Source organism: Photorhabdus sp. CRCIA-P01 (genome assembly GCF_003545805.1).
Classification (GTDB): Bacteria; Pseudomonadota; Gammaproteobacteria; order Enterobacterales; family Enterobacteriaceae; genus Photorhabdus; species Photorhabdus antumapuensis.
In genome coordinates, this window is record NZ_NMQR01000001.1 from 207753 (window position 1) to 233685 (window position 25933).

The 25933-nt window shown below is 41.5% G+C and carries 18 protein-coding genes and 2 CRISPR repeat arrays; of the genes, 8 read left to right on the plus strand and 10 right to left on the minus strand.

The genetic code is table 11. The features are described from left to right. The first annotated feature begins 240 nt into the window (after window positions 1–240). The 7 genes from iolG to D3222_RS01155 all read left to right on the plus strand — a co-directional run bounded on the left by iolG (window position 241) and on the right by D3222_RS01155 (window position 11625). A complete protein-coding gene (gene iolG, locus D3222_RS01115) occupies window positions 241–1227 on the plus strand; it encodes an inositol 2-dehydrogenase (RefSeq protein ID WP_118984448.1) in 987 nt (328 codons plus the stop codon). Between the two features lie 119 nt (window positions 1228–1346). Then, window positions 1347–3056: a solute:sodium symporter family transporter gene (locus tag D3222_RS01120; RefSeq protein WP_118984449.1), complete on the plus strand. Its 1710-nt coding sequence runs from the start codon at window positions 1347–1349 to the stop codon at window positions 3054–3056. Between the two features lie 537 nt (window positions 3057–3593). Continuing rightward, the gene (locus tag D3222_RS01135; protein WP_118984452.1) at window positions 3594–4727 is read left to right on the plus strand and encodes a Gfo/Idh/MocA family protein; all 1134 of its coding nucleotides are present in this window, start codon (window positions 3594–3596) and stop codon (window positions 4725–4727) included. 75 nt (window positions 4728–4802) lie between these two features. After that, complete coding sequence (locus tag D3222_RS01140) at window positions 4803–6707, plus strand: bifunctional 5-dehydro-2-deoxygluconokinase/5-dehydro-2-deoxyphosphogluconate aldolase (protein ID WP_118984453.1); 1905 nt, start codon at window positions 4803–4805, stop codon at window positions 6705–6707. Between the two features lie 39 nt (window positions 6708–6746). Beyond that, window positions 6747–7637 (plus strand): myo-inosose-2 dehydratase, encoded by an 891-nt coding sequence (gene iolE / locus D3222_RS01145; RefSeq protein WP_118984454.1) that lies wholly within the window; start codon window positions 6747–6749, stop codon window positions 7635–7637. Window positions 7638–7684: 47 nt separating this feature from the next. Next, on the plus strand, window positions 7685–8512 hold the full coding sequence (iolB, locus tag D3222_RS01150) for a 5-deoxy-glucuronate isomerase (RefSeq protein WP_118984455.1): 828 nt from the start codon (window positions 7685–7687) through the stop codon (window positions 8510–8512). A gap of 55 nt (window positions 8513–8567) precedes the next feature. After that, a CRISPR array of direct repeats spans window positions 8568–10452; the repeat unit is 28 nt; unit sequence TTTCTAAGCTGCCTGTACGGCAGTGAAC. 375 nt (window positions 10453–10827) lie between these two features. Further along, window positions 10828–11625 carry a PhzF family phenazine biosynthesis protein gene (locus tag D3222_RS01155; protein ID WP_198672719.1) on the plus strand — a complete coding sequence of 266 codons (798 nt, stop codon included), beginning with the start codon at window positions 10828–10830 and terminating at the stop codon, window positions 11623–11625. A gap of 145 nt (window positions 11626–11770) precedes the next feature. Here D3222_RS01155 and cas6f read toward each other — a convergent pair whose 3' ends face one another. The 10 genes from cas6f to cas1f all read right to left on the minus strand — a co-directional run bounded on the left by cas6f (window position 11771) and on the right by cas1f (window position 21823). Then, entirely contained in the window at window positions 11771–12325 is a 555-nt protein-coding gene (gene cas6f / locus D3222_RS01160) for a type I-F CRISPR-associated endoribonuclease Cas6/Csy4 (protein WP_118984457.1), read from the minus strand. Window positions 12326–12334: 9 nt separating this feature from the next. After that, the gene (csy3, locus tag D3222_RS01165) at window positions 12335–13345 is read right to left on the minus strand and encodes a type I-F CRISPR-associated protein Csy3 (protein WP_118984458.1); all 1011 of its coding nucleotides are present in this window, start codon (window positions 13343–13345) and stop codon (window positions 12335–12337) included. Window positions 13346–13368: 23 nt separating this feature from the next. Further along, on the minus strand, window positions 13369–14331 hold the full coding sequence (gene csy2, locus D3222_RS01170) for a type I-F CRISPR-associated protein Csy2 (RefSeq protein WP_118984459.1): 963 nt from the start codon (window positions 14329–14331) through the stop codon (window positions 13369–13371). Continuing rightward, on the minus strand, window positions 14328–15671 hold the full coding sequence (gene csy1, locus D3222_RS01175) for a type I-F CRISPR-associated protein Csy1 (RefSeq protein ID WP_118984460.1): 1344 nt from the start codon (window positions 15669–15671) through the stop codon (window positions 14328–14330). The genes csy2 and csy1 overlap by 4 nt, the downstream gene beginning before the upstream one ends. 90 nt (window positions 15672–15761) lie before the next feature. Next, a complete protein-coding gene (locus tag D3222_RS24910) occupies window positions 15762–15938 on the minus strand; it encodes a hypothetical protein (protein ID WP_157975265.1) in 177 nt (58 codons plus the stop codon). A gap of 612 nt (window positions 15939–16550) precedes the next feature. Further along, window positions 16551–16730, minus strand: a complete 180-nt coding sequence (locus tag D3222_RS01180; protein ID WP_118984461.1) for a hypothetical protein — start codon at window positions 16728–16730, stop codon at window positions 16551–16553. Window positions 16731–16890: 160 nt separating this feature from the next. Then, window positions 16891–17202, minus strand: a complete 312-nt coding sequence (locus tag D3222_RS01185; protein WP_118984462.1) for a type II toxin-antitoxin system RelE/ParE family toxin — start codon at window positions 17200–17202, stop codon at window positions 16891–16893. After that, entirely contained in the window at window positions 17202–17462 is a 261-nt protein-coding gene (locus tag D3222_RS01190) for a type II toxin-antitoxin system Phd/YefM family antitoxin (RefSeq protein WP_118984463.1), read from the minus strand. Before D3222_RS01190 ends, D3222_RS01185 begins: the two co-directional genes overlap by 1 nt. Window positions 17463–17555: 93 nt before the next feature. Continuing rightward, entirely contained in the window at window positions 17556–20846 is a 3291-nt protein-coding gene (gene cas3f / locus D3222_RS01195) for a type I-F CRISPR-associated helicase Cas3f (RefSeq protein WP_118984464.1), read from the minus strand. Beyond that, window positions 20843–21823, minus strand: coding sequence for a type I-F CRISPR-associated endonuclease Cas1f (gene cas1f, locus D3222_RS01200; protein WP_118984465.1), 981 nt, complete (start codon window positions 21821–21823; stop codon window positions 20843–20845). Before cas1f ends, cas3f begins: the two co-directional genes overlap by 4 nt. Before the next feature lie 212 nt (window positions 21824–22035). Beyond that, window positions 22036–24462: direct repeats of the CRISPR family, unit length 28 nt; unit sequence TTTCTAAGCTGCCTGTACGGCAGTGCAC. Between the two features lie 1021 nt (window positions 24463–25483). Between cas1f and D3222_RS01205 the strand changes: the two genes are divergently transcribed. Beyond that, on the plus strand, window positions 25484–25801 hold the full coding sequence (locus D3222_RS01205) for a hypothetical protein (RefSeq protein ID WP_118984466.1): 318 nt from the start codon (window positions 25484–25486) through the stop codon (window positions 25799–25801). The last annotated feature ends 132 nt before the right edge of the window (window positions 25802–25933 follow it).

Sequence of the window (25933 nt, forward strand, 5' to 3'; positions counted from 1 at the left end):
TAGCGATTACTTAGTCTAATGCATATTATAATTTGTTTTTAAAAGACAAATGTCCCACTCCATCCAGCATCAATCTTACTTTACGTGATCTAATTAACATAAATTTAATATTGTCATCAACAAAATGCTACCCTGCGCTCAAAAACATAATTTCCAAATATTAACAAATTGAAATAAATGTTTTATTTGATATATTTTAAAGTATCTCATAAGCAGATACTTAGGTATCAAGGAGCATCCATGTTCAACATTGCATTATTTGGCGCCGGACGAATTGGACAAGTACACGCAGTGAATATCACTCATCATAAAGAAACTTGTCTTTATTCTGTTGTCGATCCCCATCAGAAAAGTGCTGAACTTTTAGTACAGAAATACCAAACAAAAAGACAAACTATTGAACAAGCAATGTCTGACCCTGAAATAGAGGGTGTTCTTATCGCCTCAGCAACAGATACTCATGCAGACCTGATTGAACTCGCAGCAAAACATCATAAAAAAATCTTCTGTGAAAAACCGGTTCATCTTGATATTGAACGTATTCGTCATTGCCTTGAAACCGTTAAACAGTATCAGGTTCCCTTATTTGTTGGCTTTAACCGTCGTTACGATCCACAATTCCGCCGAGTAAAAACACTATTTGACGCCGGTGCGATAGGAAAAGCCGAATCTCTGCTGATTATTTCCCGTGACCCCTCTCCTCCTTCTGCTGAATACGTCAAAGTTTCTGGTGGTATGTTCCGGGATATGACAATACATGACTTCGATATGGCACGCTTTATTATCGGTGAAGAACCCTGTTCGATCTACGCCCAAGGCAGTAACCTGGTTGATCCAGCTATCGGGCAAGCAGGTGATATCGATACCGCCTTTATCGTTATGAAATTCCCATCAGGTGCAATGGCAACCATTACCAACAGTCGCCGTTCCGGGTATGGCTATGACCAACGGATTGAATTGCATGGTGAAAAAGGGCTACTTAGCGCCAGTAACATCAAAGAAAACAGCGTTGAGCTCTGGGAAAACAGCGGTTGTTTAACAGCTAAGCCAGAGCATTTCTTCCTGCAACGTTACCGGGAAGCCTACATTGCTGAATGGGATCATTTTGTCGATGTCATGGCTGGTCGTACCACACCAGAATGTAGTGGCGCTGATGGCGAACAGGCACTTTATCTGGCCGATAAAGCTCTCGAATCCCTACATTCAGGTAAAGAAATCAGATTATAAAACAGACCTATATCTCTAACTAACTGACTCACATTTATTTTCACCCTAAAAACGGGAAAGGCTACTTTCCCGTCAGCATATTGCTGCCTGAAAATAGTCAATCAGGCTTGGAGGATAGTATGTTAGCTTTTCTCTCATTTATCGGTTTTACTCTATTAGTGGCTGGCTTTGCTTATTACAAAACCCATAATGCTCGTCTGACGGAATCTACTGAAGGCTATTTTCTTGGTGGGCGATCTCTCACCGGTGTTTATATTGGCAGCTCTATGTTATTAATGAACCTGTCCACAGAACATTTAATCGGTTTGAATGGATTAGCATTCCGAACTGGATTTATCGTTATGGCTTGGGAAGTAATAGCCGCCGTGACAATTGTTCTATTCGCTATTTATTTCCTGCCTAAATATCTGAAACTCGGTATTTCAACCATCCCGGAATATCTTGAACGCCGATTTGACAAAAATACGCTGCTTATTACCTCAATTCTGTTCCTGGCTATGTATATCATTTCACTACTCCCCATTGTGCTGTATACCGGCGCGATTGCATTGGAAAGTCTATTTCAGGTTTCCAATGTATTCAGTATTGATAAAACGGCGGCTCTATGGATTATGGTTTGGGGCGTTGGTGGATTAGGTGCGGTCTATGCCATCTTTGGTGGTATTAAAGCCATTGCCGCCGCGGACACCATTAACGGCATTGGCTTAATCATTGGCGGGTTAATGGTCACCATTTTTGCCTTACTCTATGTCGGCAATGGCAATGCCTGGCAAGGATTAGTTGAAGTTTATCAATCTAATCCTGATAAATTTAATTCCATCGGCAGTGAAGATTCTCTGGTTCCTTTCTCTACGCTATTTACCGGCCTAATTGTTTCCAATATGTTTTTTTGGTGTACCAATCAATCAATTGTTCAGAAGGCCCTTGGTGCAAAAAATCTCGCCGAAGGACAAAAAGGGGTCATGTTGTGTGCTTTACTTAAACTCATCATGCCGTCTATTATTATTCTACCTGGCATTATTGCTTTCCATATTTTCAAAGGACAAATAGATAACCCAGATAACGCTTACCCAGAATTAGTACATTTAATTCTACCGGAAGTATTGGTTGGTTTCTTTGCCGCTGTGGTGGTCGGTGCCGTATTTTCCACATTCAGTGGAGGGCTTAATTCATCTGTGACACTGTTTATCGTCAATATCTACAAACAGCGGATCAACCAAAATGCCACCGAAACTCAAACCGTCACTATGAGTAAATATTTGGGGATCGGGTTAGCATTAATCACTATGATCGTCGCACCGTTAGTCGCTAATGCACCGGATGGTCTGTTCTATCTTATTCAACAATTACAGGGGATCTTTAACGCGCCAATTCTCAGCGTGGTATTAGTTGGTCTGATGACTAAACGAGTGCCGCCTATTGCTGCTAAACTTGGCCTATTATTCGGTATGTCTGCCTATATTATCTGTAATTTTATTTTAAAAATTAACCTGCACTTTTTTCATTTGGTTGGCGTTTTATTTGTTCTCAATGTTATTTTCATGTTGGCTATTGGCTACTTTTTTCCAGCTAAACCATTTGAAGATGTTTATACCGAACAGGTAAATATTACGCCGTGGTCCATGGTGAAACCGGTTGCATGGTTAATTACACTATGTTCAATCTCTATATACGTATTTCTTGCACATAATGTTCCCAAAGTAATCATGATTATTTATTACCTGTTTGCCGTATTAATATTATCTTATGTACTCTATCAGGTAGGTAAAACGCTGTTTAAGAAGATTATGATAGATAGTATGCCAAAAAGACCGAATAAAGATAAATAACCGACTTTATTATTCCAACATTATTATCAGAATAACTCACTACCAGGATTTCTCTGTAACCCATATCCAAAAGAGGAAATCCTGGATATATACCTAATAGATTTCGAGTTGCAGCGCGGCGGCAAATGAACGAATCCCCAGGAGCATAGATAACGATGTGACTGGGGTGAGTGAAAGCAGCCAACAAAGCAGCAGCTTGCAAGATGAAGGGGATAGAAGATTATTCTTTTGCTAATGATAAAAACATTCCATATATACTAAATCACAAATGGAACAAAAATTCTAATATTCTATTTTTCCTGTTCTTACCTTTGAATGGAACCTATATCATTAGCAAATTAACCCTATGTAACGCGACGTTACCTAAAAAATCCTTATCAGATCACAACTTGAAATTAATACTTTCATTTAAGTTGAAAATGAAACAAATGTTTCCTATAACAGGTGTACGACAACAACCAAGGCTAACTGACAAACACTAAAGAACTGACTGCAACAACAAACGACCTATCCGCTTCTATTCGGAGAAATAGCTATATGGAAGAGATTCGTATCGGCCTAATCGGTACTGGTTACATCGGACGCACGCATGCCATTGCTTACGCACAAGCACCTACGGTTTTCTCTCTGGCAGGCAAACTAGTTTGTGAAATGATAGCCGAAGTTTCTGCTGAACTCGCCGCAAAACGGTCTGAACAATTAGGTTTTCGGCGCTTTACTGACAATTGGCGCAAATTAGTATCAGATCCCGATATTCATGTTGTTGATATCTGCTCACCAAATTTTCTTCATAAAGAGATGGCTCTCGAAGCGATCAAATATGGCAAGCATGTTTATTGTGAAAAACCACTGGCACTAAATTCAACTGATGCAAAATTAATGGTCGAAGCCGCCAAAAAAGCCGGAGTGAAAACATTAGTCGGTTTTAACTATATGAAAAACCCTACCGCACAATTGGCTAAAGAGATCATTTCGAATGGTGAAATCGGTGAAGTCATTCACTTCTACGGTACTCATAACGAAGATTATATGGCTGATCCACTCATCCCTATTCACTGGCACTGCTTCAAAGATAAAGCTGGATTAGGTGCATTAGGCGATCTTGCTGCTCATATCATCAATATGGCGCAGTACCTGGTTGGTGATATCCAAACTGTTTGCGCAGACATGGCGACTATCATCAAACAACGTCCAGAAAAAACCGACTCTAGCATTATGGTTGCCGTAGAAAACGAAGATCAAGCACATGCTATGGTGCGTTTCAATGGCGGAGCAATGGGTATTATTGAAACCTCCCGTATTGCCTGCGGCCGCAAAATGGGTTTGAGCTACACCATTACAGGAACAAAAGGTGCTTTGAGCTTTACACAAGAAAGAATGGCCGAATTAACACTTTACCGCCACGATGAACCGGCAAACCGCCAAGGATTTAAAACTATTCTTATTGGACCAGAGCATCCTGACTATGCACCATTCTGTCACGGGGCAGGTCACGGCATCGGCTTCAATGATCAAAAAACAGTGGAAATCAGAGACTTGATTAATGGCATCGCCAGCAATAAAGAGATGTGGCCAGATTTCACCGAAGGCTGGAAAGTCTCACGTATTCTGGATGCCATTACTCATTCTTATCAAGAGCAACGTTGGGTGAATGTCACTGAAATTAATTAATTCCTCTTATCAATAATTCACTGTCGGAGCTCGTCATAGCAACACTTGATATTGTACTTAATAAGGAATTGTTCAATGGAGCAGCAAAAAAAATTTGATGTCATCTGCATGGGACGAATCGCCGTTGACCTTTATGGCCAACAAATCGGAGCACGTCTGGAAGATATGGGAAGTTTTGCAAAATATCTTGGCGGTTCTTCCGGTAATGTCGCCTATGGTACCGCTCGTCAGGGGCTTAAATCCTCCATGCTAGCCAGAGTCGGTGATGAGCACATGGGACGTTTCCTTCGGGAAGAGTTGCAAAGTGTTGGCTGTGATACCAGCTATCTAACCACGGATAAAGAACGCCTTACAGCACTGGTACTGCTAGGAATCAAAGATAAAACCACGTTCCCCCTGATCTTCTATCGTGATAACTGCGCCGATATGGCAATTACCCGTGATGATTTCACTGAAGAATACATTGCATCCGCTCGTTGTCTGGCTATCACCGGAACACATCTTTCTCATCCTAACACTCGCGATGCGGTGCTGACGGCCCTCAACTACGCCCGCCGTAACCGGGTGAAAACGGTCATGGACATTGATTATCGCCCGGTACTTTGGGGGTTAACTTCTCTGGGAGATGGTGAATCACGTTATATCGCATCGGAACAGGTAACCACTCAGTTACAGGAAGTATTATCACTATTTGACCTGATTGTTGGCACAGAAGAAGAGTTCCATATTGCCGGTGGTTCCACAGATACTATCGAAGCACTACGCAACATTCGTAAACTCACATCTGCTGCATTGGTTTGTAAACGGGGGTCACTAGGATGTTCTGTTTTTACCGCTGAAATCCCTAATGATTTGAATGATAGCCTTACCATACAGGGTGTTCGTGTCGATGTGCTTAACGTACTCGGTGCAGGGGATGCTTTTATGTCCGGCTTATTACGCGGCTATCTTAATAACGAAGGTTGGGAAAAAGCCTGCACCTACGCTAATGCTTGTGGCGCATTAGTTGTTTCTCGTCATGGGTGCGCACCGGCAATGCCAGATAAAACAGAACTTGATAACTATCTATCACGCGCCAATCAAATACTACGCCCTGATTTGGATGAAACACTTAATCATCTCCACCGTATCAGCGCCCGTAAAAACCAATGGGACGAACTGTACGTAATGGCATTTGATCATCGTATTCAATTTATTGAATTAGCCCGTCAAGCAAATGCCAGTATCAAGCGTATTTCATCATTAAAACAACTTCTATTGCGCGCCAGCCGGGAAGTTGCCACAGAAGCTAGGTTACAAGGAAAAATAGGCCTGTTATGTGACAGCACGTTTGGTCAGGATGTTTTAAACGAAATTACCGGTCAAGGTTGGTGGATAGGCCGCCCAATTGAACTACCAGGCTCTCGTCCGCTTTGTCTGGAACATGGCAACATCGGTTCTCAACTTATTGATTGGCCACTGGAACACATCGTCAAATGTCTGGTGTTTTTCCATCCAGAAGATGCTCACCCACTCCGCCTGGAGCAAGAGAAAAAAGTTCGGGAAATTTATGCCGCATGTTGTAAATCTGGTCACGAACTTTTACTGGAAGTGATTTTACCTGCGGAAATGAAACACTCAGATGAGTTCTATATTCGCGCACTTAGACGCTTTTATAACCTTGGAGTTAAACCGGATTGGTGGAAACTCCCACCACTCAGTTCTGAAAGTTGGGACAACATTAACTCTCTTATCCAACAGCGAGATCCCTATTGTCGTGGCGTCGTTATTCTTGGCCTTGATGCTCCACAAGAAGAGCTAGAAATGGGCTTTAATGCCGCAGCCGGCAAATCTATCGTCAAAGGTTTTGCTGTCGGAAGAACCCTATTTGGTCAACCATCCCTAAAATGGCTAAAAAATGAGATTGATGATAACCATTTGATCCAGAAAATAAAAACCAACTATCACAACCTGATTAGCCTATGGCGTCAGCGCGGATAGCAACATAATAAAATTATTTTATTCAACAGGAGCACCATCATGGCTGTTCAACTTGGTATCAACCCTCTGACCTGGACTAATGATGACTTACCTACTCTCGGTGCAGACACACCACTGGAAACCTGCTTAACAGAAGGCCGCCAAGCAGGTTTTACCGGTTTTGAGTTGGGCAATAAATTTCCTCGCCAGGCCAACGTATTGGGCCCTATTCTCGCCGCCCACGATCTCATGCTGGTATCTGGCTGGTACTCTGGCGAATTACTCACCCGTTCAGTAGCGGAAGAGATTCAAGCGGTACAATCCCACCTGACTCTGCTGCGCGAATTGGGGGCGAATGTCATGGTATTTGCGGAAGTAACAAATTGCATTCACGGCGATCAAAACAGGCCGATCCATCTTCGTCCTCAATTTCCAGCTAACCGCTGGCAAGAATATGGTGAAAAATTGACTGAATTTGCCCGTTACACCCAAGAACAAGGTATTCAGATTGCTTATCACCACCATATGGGAACGGTGATCGAAACTGAGGAAGACGTTGATCATTTGATGGAAAACACCGGAGATGAAGTTGGATTATTGCTGGATACCGGTCATTTGACCTTTGCTGGCGCTGATCCACTGGCTATCACAGAACACTGGGCAAAACGCATCAATCATGTTCACTGTAAAGACATCCGTCCTGATGTACTCAACGATATAAAAAACCGTAAAACCAGTTTCCTTGATGCTGTGCTGAGTGGGGTATTCACGGTACCGGGAGATGGTTGTGTTGATTATCCCGCAATTTTCCAAGTGTTGAAAAAATACAATTATAAAGGCTGGCTGGTGGTTGAAGCGGAACAAGATCCTGCGGTTGCCCACCCATTGACCTACGCAACGATGGGTTATAACAACTTACGTAAACTGGCTATTAACGCGAGGTTACTTTAATTAGCTACCGTTCGATTCATGTAAAAGCAATGCTTGAGGTAAGTAACATGTCCAAATTATTATCAAAATATCATGCACCGGATCAGAACAAACGTACTCAACATATCACGCCAGAATCTGCCAACTGGAAGTATGTCCACTTTGATGTTTATGAGTTGGCTTCGGGTGAAAAAATCACCTTACCCGCATCAGAAAATGAGACCTGTCTGGTTTTAGTGGCGGGAAAAGCCACAGTGACTACGCCACATCAGCGGTTTGAGCATATTGGCGATCGTATGGAACCATTTGAACGCAAAAAACCTTATGCTGTTTACATCACGGCGGGGGAGTCTGTTGAAATTATTGCCGATACGGCTCTTGAACTCGCGGTGTGCCAAGCACCGGGTAAAGGAAGCTATCCGACTCGGCTGATTACACCACAGGATATTGATGCAGAACAACGTGGAAATGGCTACAACCGACGCTATGTTCACAACATCCTACCGGATAACAAACCTGCTGATAGCTTGTTGGTGGTTGAAGTCTTTACCAGTGAAGGCTGCACCAGTTCCTACCCTAGCCATAAACACGATACCGATAATGCGCCACAGGAAACCTATTTGGAAGAAACCTATTACCATCGTTTGAATCCATCTCAAGGATTCTGCATGCAACGCGTCTATACCGATGACCGTTCACTGGATGAATCAATGGCTGTTTACAACAAAGATGCGGTAATGGTTCCCAAAGGCTATCACCCAGTGGCAACCATTGCTGGTTACGACAACTATTATCTCAACGTAATGGCCGGACCAACCCATAAATGGCTATTTACCTGGGAAAAAGACCATCAATGGATTAACAGTGAAGAGTATGCTCAAAAGCATAAGAATTAATGCTCATCAGGTAGAAAATAGACTTCTTTATTTTAATTTTAGCGCACTCAATCGAGTGCGCCGCTGCCTGTACGGCAGTGAACAAGCTAAATTCTGAATTTTCGGACACGTTAGATTTCTAAGCTGCCTGTACGGCAGTGAACATCGGAACGCTTGATGTTAGCACTATGACACATTTCTAAGCTGCCTGTACGGCAGTGAACCTTCTCGCAGGACAGTAACCTTAGCCATCTCTTTTCTAAGCTGCCTGTACGGCAGTGAACGATTTTGAGGTAACAAACGAGGTAACTAATCATTTCTAAGCTGCCTGTACGGCAGTGAACTCTCAGTTGTTTATCGATATTAAGGAGCATGATTTCTAAGCTGCCTGTACGGCAGTGAACCACGGCGTGCTCTCTCACCCGTTTCCCAATCATTTCTAAGCTGCCTGTACGGCAGTGAACGAATTAATGTCGCAAAGATAATTAAACAGACTTTTCTAAGCTGCCTGTACGGCAGTGAACGGTTAGAAAAGAAGTCCTTATTCTTAACCTTATTTCTAAGCTGCCTGTACGGCAGTGAACAGCAAGAACCAGGCAATAGATATTATTACTGTTTTCTAAGCTGCCTGTACGGCAGTGAACACAAAGCTTCTTTTAAGCATCGAGGACAAAAATTTCTAAGCTGCCTGTACGGCAGTGAACTTGTCACTAACAGTATCAATATTATCATGAACTTTCTAAGCTGCCTGTACGGCAGTGAACTGAGGTTGGAACATCGCGAAGAACTGCTGAAATTTCTAAGCTGCCTGTACGGCAGTGAACATACACAGTGTTAGCTTTACCGTGGCGATTGATTTCTAAGCTGCCTGTACGGCAGTGAACTCTTTTCCTCTGAGGGGATGCTAACGTTCAGTTTTCTAAGCTGCCTGTACGGCAGTGAACGTGACTTGGAACCGTTTATTTTTGCGATTGATTTTCTAAGCTGCCTGTACGGCAGTGAACTCATTGCATGAGATTGAAAAACAAATGCGCCATTTCTAAGCTGCCTGTACGGCAGTGAACGCGGTTTGACAAAAATGTCCAGTTCTCTGTAATTTCTAAGCTGCCTGTACGGCAGTGAACTCACGCTGCGTTGCGGCCTGTACGTCGTTATCTTTCTAAGCTGCCTGTACGGCAGTGAACAAATGTGCGCTAAGTTCGGGACTCCATTTTTGTTTCTAAGCTGCCTGTACGGCAGTGAACGATCCAGGTGTAGATTCCCTACTTACGTAGTATTTCTAAGCTGCCTGTACGGCAGTGAACATAGAACTATATCATTTGCTACCAGCCTTGAATTTCTAAGCTGCCTGTACGGCAGTGAACGCCTCAAGCTCATAAATCTGTAAATGCAAGCTTTCTAAGCTGCCTGTACGGCAGTGAACGTGAAAATTACGAACTGAGATTGTTAAATAGATTTCTAAGCTGCCTGTACGGCAGTGAACTTGGTACTTTAACCATTATTGCTACTCCAATCTTTCTAAGCTGCCTGTACGGCAGTGAACGGATGAGGCCAGTCAATTACAGCTAGATATGATTTCTAAGCTGCCTGTACGGCAGTGAACCAGATTGGGCTTCGGACCTGCCGCTTAACGCCTTTCTAAGCTGCCTGTACGGCAGTGAACTTTGGCAATCATCGGCCCGTTCTCTTTGGTTATTTCTAAGCTGCCTGTACGGCAGTGAACACTTTAAGTATTGCTTTCCGGCTTGGATTCCATTTCTAAGCTGCCTGTACGGCAGTGAACTCGTCAGTGCTGGTTTTCGTTGCCATAGCTTTCTAAGCTGCCTGTACGGCAGTGAACATATTAAAATTTGGGACGAGGGTTGGATTTTTTTTTCTAAGCTGCCTGTACGGCAGTGAACTATGCCAATGACCCAAACATCAGTAGCGAAGTTTTCTAAGCTGCCTGTACGGCAGTGAACAGTTAGATATTAACTTTAATTTACTGATTATTAAAGAACATAATGACAAAAAGCAGAAAAACCCTTTTTATAAGCATTATATAATATGATATAAAAATCAATAAGTTAAAATCAGACACAAAAAAAGGGTCAAAATAGGGTCGCATATCTGGTTAATACAACAATACCCAATGTTTCGGTAAAGTGACCTTAACCTTTTGCGATATCCTCGCACTGGGCAAGGGTTTACGGCGGTTTTTACTAAATATCTTAAAACTGAGCGGCTTACTCTCTTCCCGATTACATATAGTTGTATAAAATAGCGGGTAATTTTTGAATAAAATTAAGAACATTGATCCCTTTTTCATGACTAACCCTATTTTAAGAGAGATGCAAATGATTTCACTACCCATCTATCATGTTGATGCATTTACAGATCGCCAATTTTCTGGCAACCCCGCCGCTGTTGTTATATTAGATAACTGGCTTCCAGATGAAGCGCTATTATCAATTGCTACAGAAGTAAACCTCTCTGAAACTGCTTTTTTAGTCGGTAACCACCTACGTTGGTTTACACCCAAAGTTGAAGTAGATTTGTGTGGGCACGCAACATTAGCAACCGCGTTCGTAATGATTGAACATCTATCCGTTACTGATAACCCTATCGTATTCCAGACTCGTTCCGGCGATATTGCCGTTTATCATGACAACGGTACTTATACACTTGATTTACCCAAAGCGACTTACAAAAAAGAGTCATCTCTGCAAGAAAATATCGAAAATGCACTAGGCCAGAAAATATCCGAGCTTCTTGTTTCTGACAATCGCTATGTTTGTTTACTCGAAACCGCAGAACAGATTCTAAATACAAAACCCAATTTTGACAAAATAGCCACTCTGCCTTTACCTGGAGTTGCCATAACAGCACCTGGTGAACAACAAATTGACTTTGTTTCCCGATATTTTGCCCCCGCTAAAGGCGTGCCAGAAGATCCAGTAACCGGATCATCACATTGTGTATTAACCCCATTTTGGAGTAACCGTTTAAATAAACAGAGATTGTATGCACGTCAATTGTCAAAACGCGGTGGAGACATTGTGTGTGAATTACACGGAGATCGAGTACATTTATTAGGAAAAGCCAAATTATTTTCCTACGGGCATATCGTCCTCAATACCTCAATTATTTCCTAAGATAGGAACCTCAACACACATTATTGATATTAAGGTTATATTGAGAGAAGAAAAAGAGTTCTGCCATTAAAGCAAAACTCTTTTTATAAGTAGAGTTTAATCTTATATATAAATCAATAGGTTACCATTAATCGCTAAAAAAGAGTCAAAACCAAGGTACGGTAGCTGATGCACTTAATCCATAAGCGCTAAAAACACCTGATGCTGGTTCTTCCTCTATTGGCCCTTGTTCAACAAATAACGGAAAGCTTTGCCTTGATGACAAGCTCTTAAGATTCAAAAACGGCAAATTGGTACGTTGCTCTTTGCTGATAGGAATGCGCTGCCGAGCTTGTTCTTCCGTTAACCATCCTTTTTTAATCGAACGACGGCGAATCCTATCAACATTGCTTTTTACCTGCACTCGGCTCACACGACGATATCGAGTATCTTGAGGTACCAGCTGGATATCAGTCATTTCAGTGTAGTCCCGGAGCCCTTTTAACCAAGATAACGACTGCAAATCATTTAATGCTTCGTTTACACCGTGAATCCTCAGCGTGTCCCCCAATGTTTTTCTCGCTCCCGGAAAACTGACCCCAATACGCCCGTTACCTACTTGTCCTAACGCCCGATGCAGCTTAGCAAATAACGCCTCCATCAGACTTTGCTGGCTAAATTCAGGATCAGGAAGGACGCGGATTTCAAAGTAATAATCCATTGTGTCCCCTTATTCACCTTTTTCACCAAAAACGCCACCACGAATCAGTATCGCCATAACATAATGCTGTTGCTCTACTTCTGGTACTTTTCCTTTAACGACCCAGTTATCTAACAAAGTATAAAAATCCATTTTTACTTTAGGCTGACGATAAGCCTTACCACGACTGGTGACAGAACCATAAGGTTCAACCGCTATTGGGCCAAGACCTAACTCCGTAGCGTCTGGATACCAGGTATCTATGGTGCGGAGCGCATTACCCACTTTTTGCGAATGCAATGCAGCAATTTCATTTACCTGATACAACACTTTGCTTTTTTTACTGTTACTATCGAGAACTAGCTCTTGAGAAGGGAAAATTTCCTGCCCATGCCCCAAACGAACAAAAGCCTCAACGTTGAAAAATGTTGATCTATCGCTTGCTAATCCTTCCTCAATTTCGGTAGCAAGTTCAGCTAAGTGATCTTCTACCTTACCAAATTCACGTAAACTGAAATCTTCGCAATCAAACTCCCACCATTTGCCACTCTTACCACTTACGCGAACCTTAATTTCTTCTGCTCCAACTCGGTTACGCCACAAAAACCGTCCATTAGCCAGATTTTCTGCATAACGTGCTGCAAGTGTTTTAAAACCATGTTCAGCGATATAACTGTTGATCACGTTTGCCAGTTCAGCTTGATAATCCTGATCATTACATACTGATGGTGTTGAAAGATTGCCTAACACCCGTAATGTGAAGCTCACTTTCAGAGTATCAGAATCAAAAGGCAATGCAGCAACATCAACGCGTTGTAAATTCGCCTTTTGAATCTCAGCATCCAGTTTGGCCGGATCGCTGGTTAAAGCGTTTTTCAAGCGGTTAGAAATCGTCCCTCGGACAGCTTTTTCCTGAATAGCAATAGGTTGCCATTCACCGTCAATTTGTTTCCAGTTTCCGGCAAACATAACAGCATCAGAGTTAGAAAGTTTACGTTCAAACGCCAGTACAGAAGCCGTTTTAATAGTTGATTTAGACATGTAGATATCCTTCTTTAAATTAATCAGTCGATTATTCTTACTTTCTTATTAGGTTTGGATTGACGGGCAACAGTCTGTTGATTACAACACCTGTAGACTCCCTCTTGGTAGTCATAACACCAGAGTAACTGGCGAATATCGTCAATACGGTGCGGGCTTTTCCATTCACCTACTCCGTAGATTGCTTCAACAAAACAAAATGGAGTATTAGGATCACGGGTTTTATCTACTTTCCCGGCGGGATATAGCGGCGATATTGCCTGATAACCTGTTATCAGAGGAACTAAATATCCAGAACCGGGTTTAGGAATATATTCCCAATATGCAGGATCACCAATTTCAGGTTGCTTATCATCCTGAACAGGAATAGCCCGCATTTTTATAGTTGAAAAATCAAGCCAGGCATCAATCATTTCTACCTGAGGATTATCCTGTTTTAATTCCTCGTAGTGTTTAGCTAACAATTCCGAGCGATCTAACAAGGCAAAACCCGGCAGTAAACGACGCATTAATTTACGGGTTGCCTGTTCTTGTTGCGGAAAAGCAATAACATCCACTTTAGCAATTTCAGTGATAGTACCACCTGCTAGTCTCTGAGTTGGACATATTTCCAGTAAATATTGTTCCAATTCGTTCGCCTCTGCATCACCAGCAATTTCACCAGAACATTCTATTAATAAAGAAACTGTCATATGCATTCGACCCTCTTCATTAAATGCAGAGGTTTCTGCTTCCTTGGTTAGTGGATTGCGAGTTAAGGTAAAAACCTTATCTCTAATTGGATCAGACTGATGAGCATGCAGTTGGTGGTTATGACAAATAACGCCACAATTTTCCAATCTTAAGTCGTGGCTTTGTTGTAGCTTACGTGAAAGTGCATGAGTAAAGCCAAGGAAATGGGTAATTGCCGGAAAACCATAGGTTAAACCTGCAACTGCATTCGCGTTTTCTACTTTAACATGGCGCAAAACAATCAAATAACTCATAACGGTACCTCTGGTAATTCATCCTCAAATTCACGTAGGCGTTTTTTAAACACAGAGGCCCACTCATTACGTTCAGTCAATCCAACTTCTAACCGTTCATGGCGCAATTCGTTGTTCAACCAGAGACCAAAATCGTCGGCAATTTCTTTTTTCCAGTCTCCACTTTCACGTTCAAATTTGAATATTTCATCTTGTTGACAACGATAGGGATCAAGCCAAAGCTGCTGAGAACGTTTTAAATCACAATTCGCACTCCAACCTTTAAATTCAACCTGATTCTGTATGCTAGCGACATAATTAAATAAAATATCGATAATTTCATCAACATATGCCTGCCGATTCCGCCGGATTTCTTCCGTACGTTTCTGTACCCGAAATAGATATTGTCGCATCAATCTGACAGTACGGTAGGATAACAGAACAAACTGACTTCGCTGTTCGAAAATAGATCTGTGCCGTTCTGGAAGATTAATATTACTTTGCCAGTTAGGAGCAGAACAAGATAAAAGCCAAACTCGTCCACCTCGCACACTATTAAGATAAGAAATATTTTGCGGCTTAGTTCCACCCATATTCTGTACAGCCGTATTGGGGTAAATTACTCTAGTTTCAGAATGCCAACGTTCTTCTTTCTTTGCCTTATTAATTTCTTTCGATGATTCACCAAAACGGGCTTCCGCGATACGCTGATTCATAGCATGAGCCAGAGATGACGAAAATAGTGGACTTAATAAATGATACTCAGCACATTCACCATCTACCGGGAAATAAAGTTGCTTTGCTAGTTTATGAGAGGAAAGCGTTTCATCTGACAAAGCTTGGCGGAATCCATTCACCCAACGTTCAAGTTGCTGTTCATTTTCCGCCAATTCAGCTAATGCTGAATAATCTCCCCGATTTAAACACACCACCAATGAATCTTCTTGGTATTCTGTTTGCAATAATTTTGCAATATCCAAAGCCGCAGCATTTCCTACAGCATCTATTGCAGGTTTACTCAAAGCAGTAGTAGAAAGATATTCAATATTTTTTTTTCCATTTTCCGATATTGCAAAAATACTACTACCCTTTGCATCACTATGAGTAAATTTCAGAGCATGTGTTACCAGACTGATCTGTTTTGCCCGATTTGCAGCAGCATCTAGCCAATTTCTAACTTCATAGCGCTTTTCCAATTCGTTACGCTGTTCATCTAACTTTTGTTTAACTAGCGAAATATCTTCCGCAGAGGTTAGTTTTGCCAGTTTCTTTTCAGCCTCTTTATCAAAAGCTTCTAGCTTTGGTTGCTTACGGCTTTCGATATAATCGATAATGAATCGACTTAACCCATTTTCATTCATAACCTCTTATTTCACCTTATCAATATTGGTTATCAGAATGCGCTATCTCCCTAAAAACAGAAAGATAGCATCATGTTTATTCCAATCACTCTACTGGTTAGCAGGACTTTGGCTGATAGCAACAGATACCGTGATTACTTTTTGGATTTGAACAATACCTGACTCCTGATGAAAGTCAGTTACTGAAGGCAAATATATAAGTAACATGATAACTATACTCAGCAAATTTCTTGCTTTTCCTTGCTTCCTATTCGGATTTCTTTTCATAGCTGTTTTCCTAAAATGAATGGTCTACAACTACACCTTATACTACACCAGAAAAACAGTCAACCCATGTCGTTTTAGTCTTTACTAGGTATAAACATATAGCATTTAATTTTTTAATTGCTTACCGTATGGATACTACTGTGCAAGTAGCTTAGAAACATGTTGCTTTAGTCTTAAGTAGAAACCAACTGCCGGACAGGCAGCGGCGCACTCAACTAGGTGCGCCAAATACCCCTAAAAATGGGTGGTAATTCCATACATCCTTATCATATTTATCCCTAAAGCAAATTTCCCCAAAATGTAAGCCAACATCCGGCAATTCCATCTCATAAATATCGGCAAAATGCTAGTAAATTGTCTCAGTATCAAGTTCAATCCAGACACTTAGTGTCTCGCTAAATTTAGCGCGAAAACACGACTTGGTACATCACCACCGACCAATAAATACTCCAGCCCTACATTCATCATCCTAACCAGGGTATTTTAATTTATTCTGTTCATTCCTTTTACCAAGATTTTGCCTCTGTATATTTCACAACAAAATACCTAAAAATCACCATATTCTCACCCTAAATTATCGCTGTGGTAATGAGAAATAGGGTATCAATCAAGTCATGGTATTAAACTTGTTTCTTCTGCCAATTCAAGATGAATATACCCATGAAACATCTCATCATCAATGACATATTCATTAGATAGTTTATCTCCTTCAACGTTCAATTTATTTAAAAAAAATCTTCCTCCTTTAAGTACTTTTAAAGGGTAACCCGCAATTTTATATGGAATTTTCATAGTACTTCTCGTTCTATAATAGGTTTAATACAAAATACAGATGTTATCCATAGGCATTAAACTCAGACGAGCATAAAATTCTTCGACTTCCGTACGTGGTAACAGACAAATACATTTAGTGTTTTCCATCTCTAGTCTCAATTCAAAACAATCAGTCACATTAAATCACTTCTCGCTCGGCTAGGTGGTTCAACGGCACCATTCGTTTGTGCAGCACACCGAACACTACTAATTGCCACTTATGCACTACGTAATAAATGACATGGCTGGCATAGGGAAAACTCAAAATATCCGTTCCAATATCAGACTTAAACTTGCCTAAGAAAGGAGTATCGGCAAGCAGGCGAATGGTTTTTCGTAGTTCCAACAGATATTTTTGTGATTGAGCCGTCCCCCATTGTTTCATGGTAAATTGGCGGATTTCGATCAGATCTCTTTGGGCATCCTGTGTTAAACGATAGAGGATAGGCATTAGTCGTATTTACCTGTCTCTAGTTCATCAAAAAACGATTCACCATCAACTAGGTTGCCTGCTTCAATATCAGCTTTGGCTTGGGTTGCTCGATATTTCAAAAACTGAAGCTTGAGCGCTTCGATGTTTTCATATTCATCCATTGATAAAACAACAGCGACCGGCTTGCCGTTCTTATTAATCTGGATTGGGGCACGCTGTGCTCTTAACAACATATCACCAAAGTGAGTTTTAGCTTCATTGGCAGAAAGTGCATACATATTTGTAGTCTCGTAAATACCGTTCGATTCGCTTAATATAATCGAATCGAACGACAATCACCACGATTATTACCTAAAAATACTGCATGTTATTCAACCAATTTCTCTAAACACCCCTAAAAACGGGTGATAGCGCCATGCCTCTCCGTCATCTTTTATCCTAAGACGAATCTCACCAAAATGTTGGCTTACGTTTTTTAACTCCATTTCATAAGTATCAGCCAAATACTGGTAAATTGTCTCCGTATCAAGTTCAATCCAGGCACTCACACCTGGTGCGAACTCTAATTCTGGCACATAGTCAAACGCCCCACTTTCTTTTATCCCTACCGAACCGCTGTCCAGAGCCATAAACTTCGCTTCTTCACCTTCTTCTTCAAGCCACAAATAATATAATTCGTCAGGTTCTGACTGACGAAACGGTTTATGACGTTGGAGTTCCGCACACCACGAAGCCTGTTCACGCCACCAAAGAGCTGAGCAATAACCGTGTTCATTATCAGAGCCACCTTGAAGTTCTTCCCATAAACGTTGATGTTCAAGATCAACCAAATTCTCAAAAGGTGAACTATCTCCAGCATTATCGCGTTCCTTTATTCTTGGCAATGCGCTGACCAGTTCATATTGATAAGGCTCCAGTAATTCATGTAAATCATGGCTGGTAAGACGATAACTTGTTGATTCAAACCCTGGGCGACAATAAGCCGGATGCTCTAAATTAGTCGATGTAAGTGCCTTATAGTTTTTCGCCAGAATATGCAGATTAGGCATCCGTGGCTCTTTTTGCCGATGGCGTTGAATACGTCCGGCAAGTTGTATCAGAGAGCGCATTGAACTGGGTTCAGCAATGGACCAGTCATAATCATGATCCCTCCCTACTTCTGCTACAGAGGTTGCTATTACCACAAAAATATGATGTTTCTCTGGCATCTTCTCTAATGCTTTGCGAATTTCCGTCACTTGCCACAATGACTCTTCATCATATCGTGTCAACGTTGAATCCAGCCGATGTTCAAGATGAGAACGTATCGCCATAGGATGCTGGCTGTGATAGACACAATAATGAATACGTACATTTTGAGGAGATGGTATCTGTAATAACCGCTGTGCAACAGCAACCAATGGATCAATATTTGCCATACGGATTAAACCAATAGAGACGTTTTTACCCGATAAGTGAGTTTGATGATGTTCCTCATGTAATTTCAATATAGAGTGATGCATCACTTCGGCGATAGTATTAATAACATTATTAACTTCACAACTTTCAGAAATAATCGGTACAAGTTCAGCTTTACGCAATGGCACTATTTTTTTAAGCCTGCCAATACGCTTATTAACGAAAATATTATGCTGTTCCTGAAACTGATATGCATTGACCACATCCTGTTGAGTTGTTTCATATTCATCAAACCAAGCGCAACAGATATTAACCTGAGCACCCGGCTGACCACATGCTAACTGGTAATCTTGGCGTCCAGCCCGATAAGCATTGAACAATACCTGAATCAACGCAGGCGGTAATGTGGCTGATGAAAGCAATACCCGCGAACCTAATAACCCGGCCCAGTTCACTAACCTACATAAAGCCGACAAATCGTTAATATCAAAATCATCGGGTTCATCTAACACCAAATCAGAAGTGAGTAATCTCAGCATAGGTGCAATTTGCTTTCCACCACGAATACCCTCAGTGGCGGGAATTAAATGGTCGATGGTCGCTACTAGCACAGGTGCGCTAAGCAGCTTATTAAGTTTATTATCTTTATTTTTACCTTTACGTAGCCAATGACTCAGACGCCCATCATCTAAGCTGCCGTCATAACTAACATATTGATGCTCTGCAAATAACGCTTCTGCGGACATACTACCTACATCAGGCTCAAGCTCCTTTTGACGAAGTTGATGTAACTCCTTCACTGCCTGCGAACCAATCAGTACCGCCAGGTCATCTTCTTCCAAATGCAATTTCTTACGTAACGCATCACCGGTTTGTAGCGTTAATGTTCTTAACCCTAAGGCGATAGAAAAGCGGCACCCTTGTTTTTCATCAGATAATCCATACATGATGCGTGCATTAGCAAAGGTTTTACCGCAACCCGTAGAAGCCATGTTAATGCCAAAAAAGCCTTGTTCCACTGAACGCTCACGCAGAGCACATGCAACATCGAACGCTTGATCCTGCCAGCGATATTTTTCATCTTTGCTGCGTTGTTTAAATCCTTTGTGGCGAGAAATTGCAGGTAGCGTTTTACGGATATGTGGCAAGCTTCTCCCTAGTAATAAAGCATTCTGCCCAACACCGATATTGTGTTCATCTAACCGCTGCTTGCACTTGCCGGTGGTTCTATCAGTATTAGCAAATACATCATAGCTGATATCCTGCCAACCCAAAGTTGCAGGCAATGATGAATAATGATGATCGGACAGCATTAAAACCAGCCGAGACATATGGCTAGTGAAACGCTGGTTCAGATCACCATATTGCAATAATGACGTTGATTGCAGCGCTCTTCGCGCAAATTTTTGGGCTTTCTGACGCCAAGTCTGACTACGGATAGGTGTACCATTTGGGAATGTCCAGACATCACGCTTATCCTGATCACTCCAGCCCTCCTTATCCATGTTGATTGAGTTCCACGATGGTTCTAAGTACTTAGTCAACCAATTATCAATGTATTTCAATTGCGGTTCGTTTGAATAATTACTGTCATAAGAAGGATAAACAGGAAGACGATGATGAGAAAGGATCAACCAAGCGACAGTAGTTGCCAATGGCGATAAGTTAGCAAAAGGTTTTACATAGGAATCAATACCGTCCTTAACCAAACGGGAAAGTACCTTATCCTCATCACCACAATCAATCTGGCTTAACGAAGTCAGCCACTCCTTATCATTTTGCTTATCAACAAATGCCCGAAACAGCCGCAAAGATATCCACTCATGTCGGTACGGTTGGAATCGCCCTTTACCCCGTAAACCTTGCTGGAATAGCACATTAGCTTTACCAAAATCATGAAATAACCCGGCAATTGCTGCCAGCAAACTAATAGCTTCGACACTGTGCCAATGATTCTCATCCTGACTTTTTAGTACATCACGCTGTGTCGTATTCGTGGGTACAACTCCTCGCGAGTTAAAGCGTCGCAAATTCCCGACAATCCATAACAACTCAGTTTGGCCGCCACTTTTTATCCAATGGCAAGCAACCGCTGTATTACGACGTGCCGTTTTACGCAATAGCTTACGCAAAGTATTTAAACCTTCCAGTGTGATAGCCGTTTGCCAAGTTCTATCACCTTTACGTTCAGCGAATTGATCCAAAATTCGGCGGGTTTCTGTTAGTGCTCGTTTGTTGCACTGAGATACTAGGAGAATATTCATCGTGCCACCTGACTCAGTTGTTGAGCAGTTGCTTGCAAGGCATCAATCATGGTGTCCAATGCCTCGGCTTTTTGAAATCCACTAATGCAGCGTTGGCGAAACTCTTGTTCATCTTCTCCAGCCATTGCCGCAATAAATGCTTGTGGCAATACCAACGCATCTTTAATCAGATCAGCAACATCGAAGACCAGACCGCCACGACGGGTTTTACCATGTAACACCGCCAGACCATGTGGTAAACCAATGACCCAAGTTGCAACAGCCGCCAATCCGTAAGCCAGATAATTACCGTGATCAAGAAAACGGTTTGCCAAATCGACACCACCGCCGCGTTTTGCCCGGACAAAATCGCCGTAACTTACTGCATTAGCAGCTAGTTTGTATAACGCTTTAGTCATCACAGCTTCTTGTGCCATTAACTCTTTATTATCGCGACAATTTGCAAGATTCTGCTCATAACGTGTAAGTAACGACAATAAACTCTCACGATTAAACATAAAAGAGTTGTCTCGAAGCATTCGACTACTTAACCAATGCTCACGGATTTGTGCAATGCGAACTTTTTGAAAAGCAATCGCTGCCGCTAATCGTTTTTCATCATCGAACCAGAAACTCACCCAATCTTGTAAATACTCTGTAGGACGATATTCGCTTTGTGGTGTCAACCAAGACACATCAATTTCAACCTCATTAGCCGCAAATAGCGGTGTACCACCACCGCCACAAAAACCGACTAAAACACCCGCCTTAGCGAATTCACGCATTGCTGCCTGAGTAATAGAAGTACCCGTTCCCAACATGATAACGGTGGTATTTGCAATTGGGATATTCCAATACAGTGATTGCTTTCCTTCATCAGTGACATATTCCACACGGCCACCATTAACTAATACTCGACAATATTGCAGGTAATAAATATTCGAACGTTTGGAATGCAAAATAGTTTTAAGGTCACTCGGAGAAAAGTTGTTATCCATAATTTAAGAATTACCTAAATAATTAATTTCATTTATGGTAAATATTATGCATAAATTTTACACAAGTAAAATATCACAGATGTAAATCAAAAGAATTTACAATTCTTTACTGACTTATAGAATGGTGCCTGCCCTAAACAGGAATAATTATACTCTAAGCTATCTGTGTGGCAGCATACTTGATAGTTTAGGAGAATAAGGAAAACTTTCTATTTTTAAACTGCCTGTACGGCAGTGCACTATTTGGATTAATGCGCGTTAGTAGTACCCAACTTCTAAGCTGCCTGTACGGCAGTGCACAGTATTTTTCATTCTGCTTGTAGTTTCCTACATTTCTAAGCTGCCTGTACGGCAGTGCGCAAGCCATGCTAATTGGCGCACTGAATGTTATTTTTCTAAGCTGCCTGTACGGCAGTGCACAGATGGGTAACAACCTGTACGCTGACTTAAAATTTCTAAGCTGCCTGTACGGCAGTGCACCTTTATATTTATGCGCTATGGCAATTAAGGCATTTCTAAGCTGCCTGTACGGCAGTGCACTATCACGCCGAGATGCTGAGAACATGTCTTCTTTTCTAAGCTGCCTGTACGGCAGTGCACCCCATGCGCGAGCCCCGAACGGGATAAATCGATTTCTAAGCTGCCTGTACGGCAGTGCACGGGTATTTGCCGTTGATGTAAGCCGCGTTTGTTTTCTAAGCTGCCTGTACGGCAGTGCACATCATCAAGCCAATTTTTCACAAGTTCATTGTTTTCTAAGCTGCCTGTACGGCAGTGCACGGTCCAATACCGGGGTTAATGGGTTTAAATCATTTCTAAGCTGCCTGTACGGCAGTGCACTATAAAGGTACTTATGACGCACAGCCTTATGGTTTCTAAGCTGCCTGTACGGCAGTGCACATGCTCCCGAACATTGAGCTTAATTGTTATGATTTCTAAGCTGCCTGTACGGCAGTGCACATAACTCGCCGTTTTTCTCGACTATTTCCGCATTTCTAAGCTGCCTGTACGGCAGTGCACACTGGACTAAGTTTATAGTAACTGAGCGTAGATTTCTAAGCTGCCTGTACGGCAGTGCACTTCCTAATGAAATATCAGGCATTAACCTATCATTTCTAAGCTGCCTGTACGGCAGTGCACAAAGCAATAGAGAAATTTGGATATATGAAAAAGTTTCTAAGCTGCCTGTACGGCAGTGCACATTTCGAGTGGGCTGCGGTGAGTTAATCATATTTTCTAAGCTGCCTGTACGGCAGTGCACATTGTGATCAATTAGTACCGGATGGCCGGGGTTTCTAAGCTGCCTGTACGGCAGTGCACGAGACGCTGAGTTTCAGGCACCGCCGAAAAAATTTCTAAGCTGCCTGTACGGCAGTGCACCTCGGTCATGGTGCCACCCATATACAATTGAATTTCTAAGCTGCCTGTACGGCAGTGCACTACCTCCGGTAAAAGTGGTTTTGGGGTGTAGTTTTCTAAGCTGCCTGTACGGCAGTGCACTCGTTATGATGTAATGATAATTAATCAGGTTATTTCTAAGCTGCCTGTACGGCAGTGCACCTACCCCCTCAATGGGTGCGCTCGTCGCTTCTTTTCTAAGCTGCCTGTACGGCAGTGCACTTCCCCGATTTATTTGAAGCAACGCAAGTAAATTTCTAAGCTGCCTGTACGGCAGTGCACGTTATACCTACAAAAGGTGGCTTACAATCAATTTTCTAAGCTGCCTGTACGGCAGTGCACAGAAATATGTGTCAGTATCAAATATAACCAGCTTTCTAAGCTGCCTGTACGGCAGTGCACTATAGGGTTAAGGGGATCAGGAATCAGGTTAATTTCTAAGCTGCCTGTACGGCAGTGCACTTTTAATCTTCATCTCAAAAGTCCTTACTGTATTTCTAAGCTGCCTGTACGGCAGTGCACTTTTCAGAACGGGGAACTTGGCTTAAGTTTGATTTCTAAGCTGCCTGTACGGCAGTGCACTCTGTCTTATCAGCGATATCTTGCATCAATCCTTTCTAAGCTGCCTGTACGGCAGTGCACTTTATATCTGTCACGTTCTTTACGAAGAAATTTTTCTAAGCTGCCTGTACGGCAGTGCACTTAACAATATGATGAAACCGTATGCCGATTCATTTCTAAGCTGCCTGTACGGCAGTGCACAAAGGCGTCGCATTGACGATGGCCGAATATCATTTCTAAGCTGCCTGTACGGCAGTGCACTATGCCTCACAGAAATATAGTGGGTAAACAAATTTCTAAGCTGCCTGTACGGCAGTGCACGGTCACCGTTACCGGGCAATCGGAAATTCAATTTTCTAAGCTGCCTGTACGGCAGTGCACGTGCACTCGCTAATGAAGTGGACGGAGACTTGTTTCTAAGCTGCCTGTACGGCAGTGCACGCCAATTGACTAATTACAGCTCATTTCCGAGTTTTCTAAGCTGCCTGTACGGCAGTGCACTGAAATTGGTGATCCTGCATATTGGGAATATATTTCTAAGCTGCCTGTACGGCAGTGCACGATGCTCGATCCATCGTATCCGTCCATTTTTTTTTCTAAGCTGCCTGTACGGCAGTGCACGCTTACATCGGCAGCGTCATTATTGGTTATCTTTCTAAGCTGCCTGTACGGCAGTGCACAGTTACATATTAACTTTAACCTGATGATTTTTAAATAGCATATCTGTTAAAAAGTGAAAAACCCTTTTTATAAGAGATAATTAATTTTACTATAAAATCAACAAGTTACAATACATCTCAAAAAAAGGGTAAAAATAGGGTTTAACAAAAATACCATCACACACTTAAATCACCCATTCTAATGTCTATGCAGTAAGTGAAAGCATTGATCACAAAACATTCAACCATGATAGAGCTATCAAACAAGATAGACTTTACTCTCACTCTATTTAGAATATGCTGACCTAATATTTTTAAGTGCATTTACCAACGTGTGATATTGAACACTTTTAACTGAATACATCATATTTCACTCTCTTCTTGTATAATTACTATATAAAAATAGAATTAAATGACTCTGGATTAAAGTAATAAATGTAATATTATTGCTCTATAAATAAAACTCGAATGCCTTTAAATAATTCATTACGATTTTTACTATCCCACATTTTTCATATTCAATTATCCAATCTTTTCATGACCAAATTTATCTCCTGATTATAAATATCATTTAATATATCCATCTTAATTCCTTATCCCAATTAGAGCTATTCTATTTATCATTCTTTTCTATAAAAAAGAGCGAACCCAAGCAGTACTCCGACAAAAGCGATAGCTTTTGAATGCACTTGAGTACAGAGTGGTGGATGAACGAAACGAATTACTCCTCACGTACTACGTGTACGTTCCGGGTTCTCTTCACTGTTCATTTAGAAGAATAACGTGCAACAATTACTCCAGTTAGGATAAGATTTTAGCTAATATTGGATTTAACCACTTTACCACAACATAATGATAATCTACTGAATGTTAATTATATCGCAGAAATTCTGCTTACCACCTTTATGTTTACCTTATTCCTTTTATATCACTGATAAAATTCAATATTTAACTGTTTGATATAAATGTTAAGTTAAATCTCATCGATAAATTATCTGCTATATAGGTAGTTAAGTAACCGTAACAATAAGGAAACAATAAAATGGCAATAATATATATAAACCCTAATCAGACCTTTGAAATTTATAATAAAGGCAATATATTAATCCCTTTCATACACAATGATGCAATTATAAAAAACAATGGCCCAGCACCAGTTAGGCTTGTAAATTACTGGGCACCTCCATCTGGGAATTATAATCAATATATTTCTATAGATATCCCGCCCGGAGAAACCAGAACGCTTCCAGCACCTCCTGACCTTATTTACTATTATAAAGTTGAAGCTATCAATCTCAGCAATAACGAACCCGCAGAAATTGAATTTATTGTGTTAACATCTGATCCTGATTGGGATTAATAAGTAAGACCTTCATTTTCTGCCCTAAACAAGGCATTAAAAGGTGAGGAATTCGACTTTATCATATCGACAATTGTTATCCAATGTATTAGAAGGGAAAAATTTATAAGTCTTTTTACAGAGACTATGAGA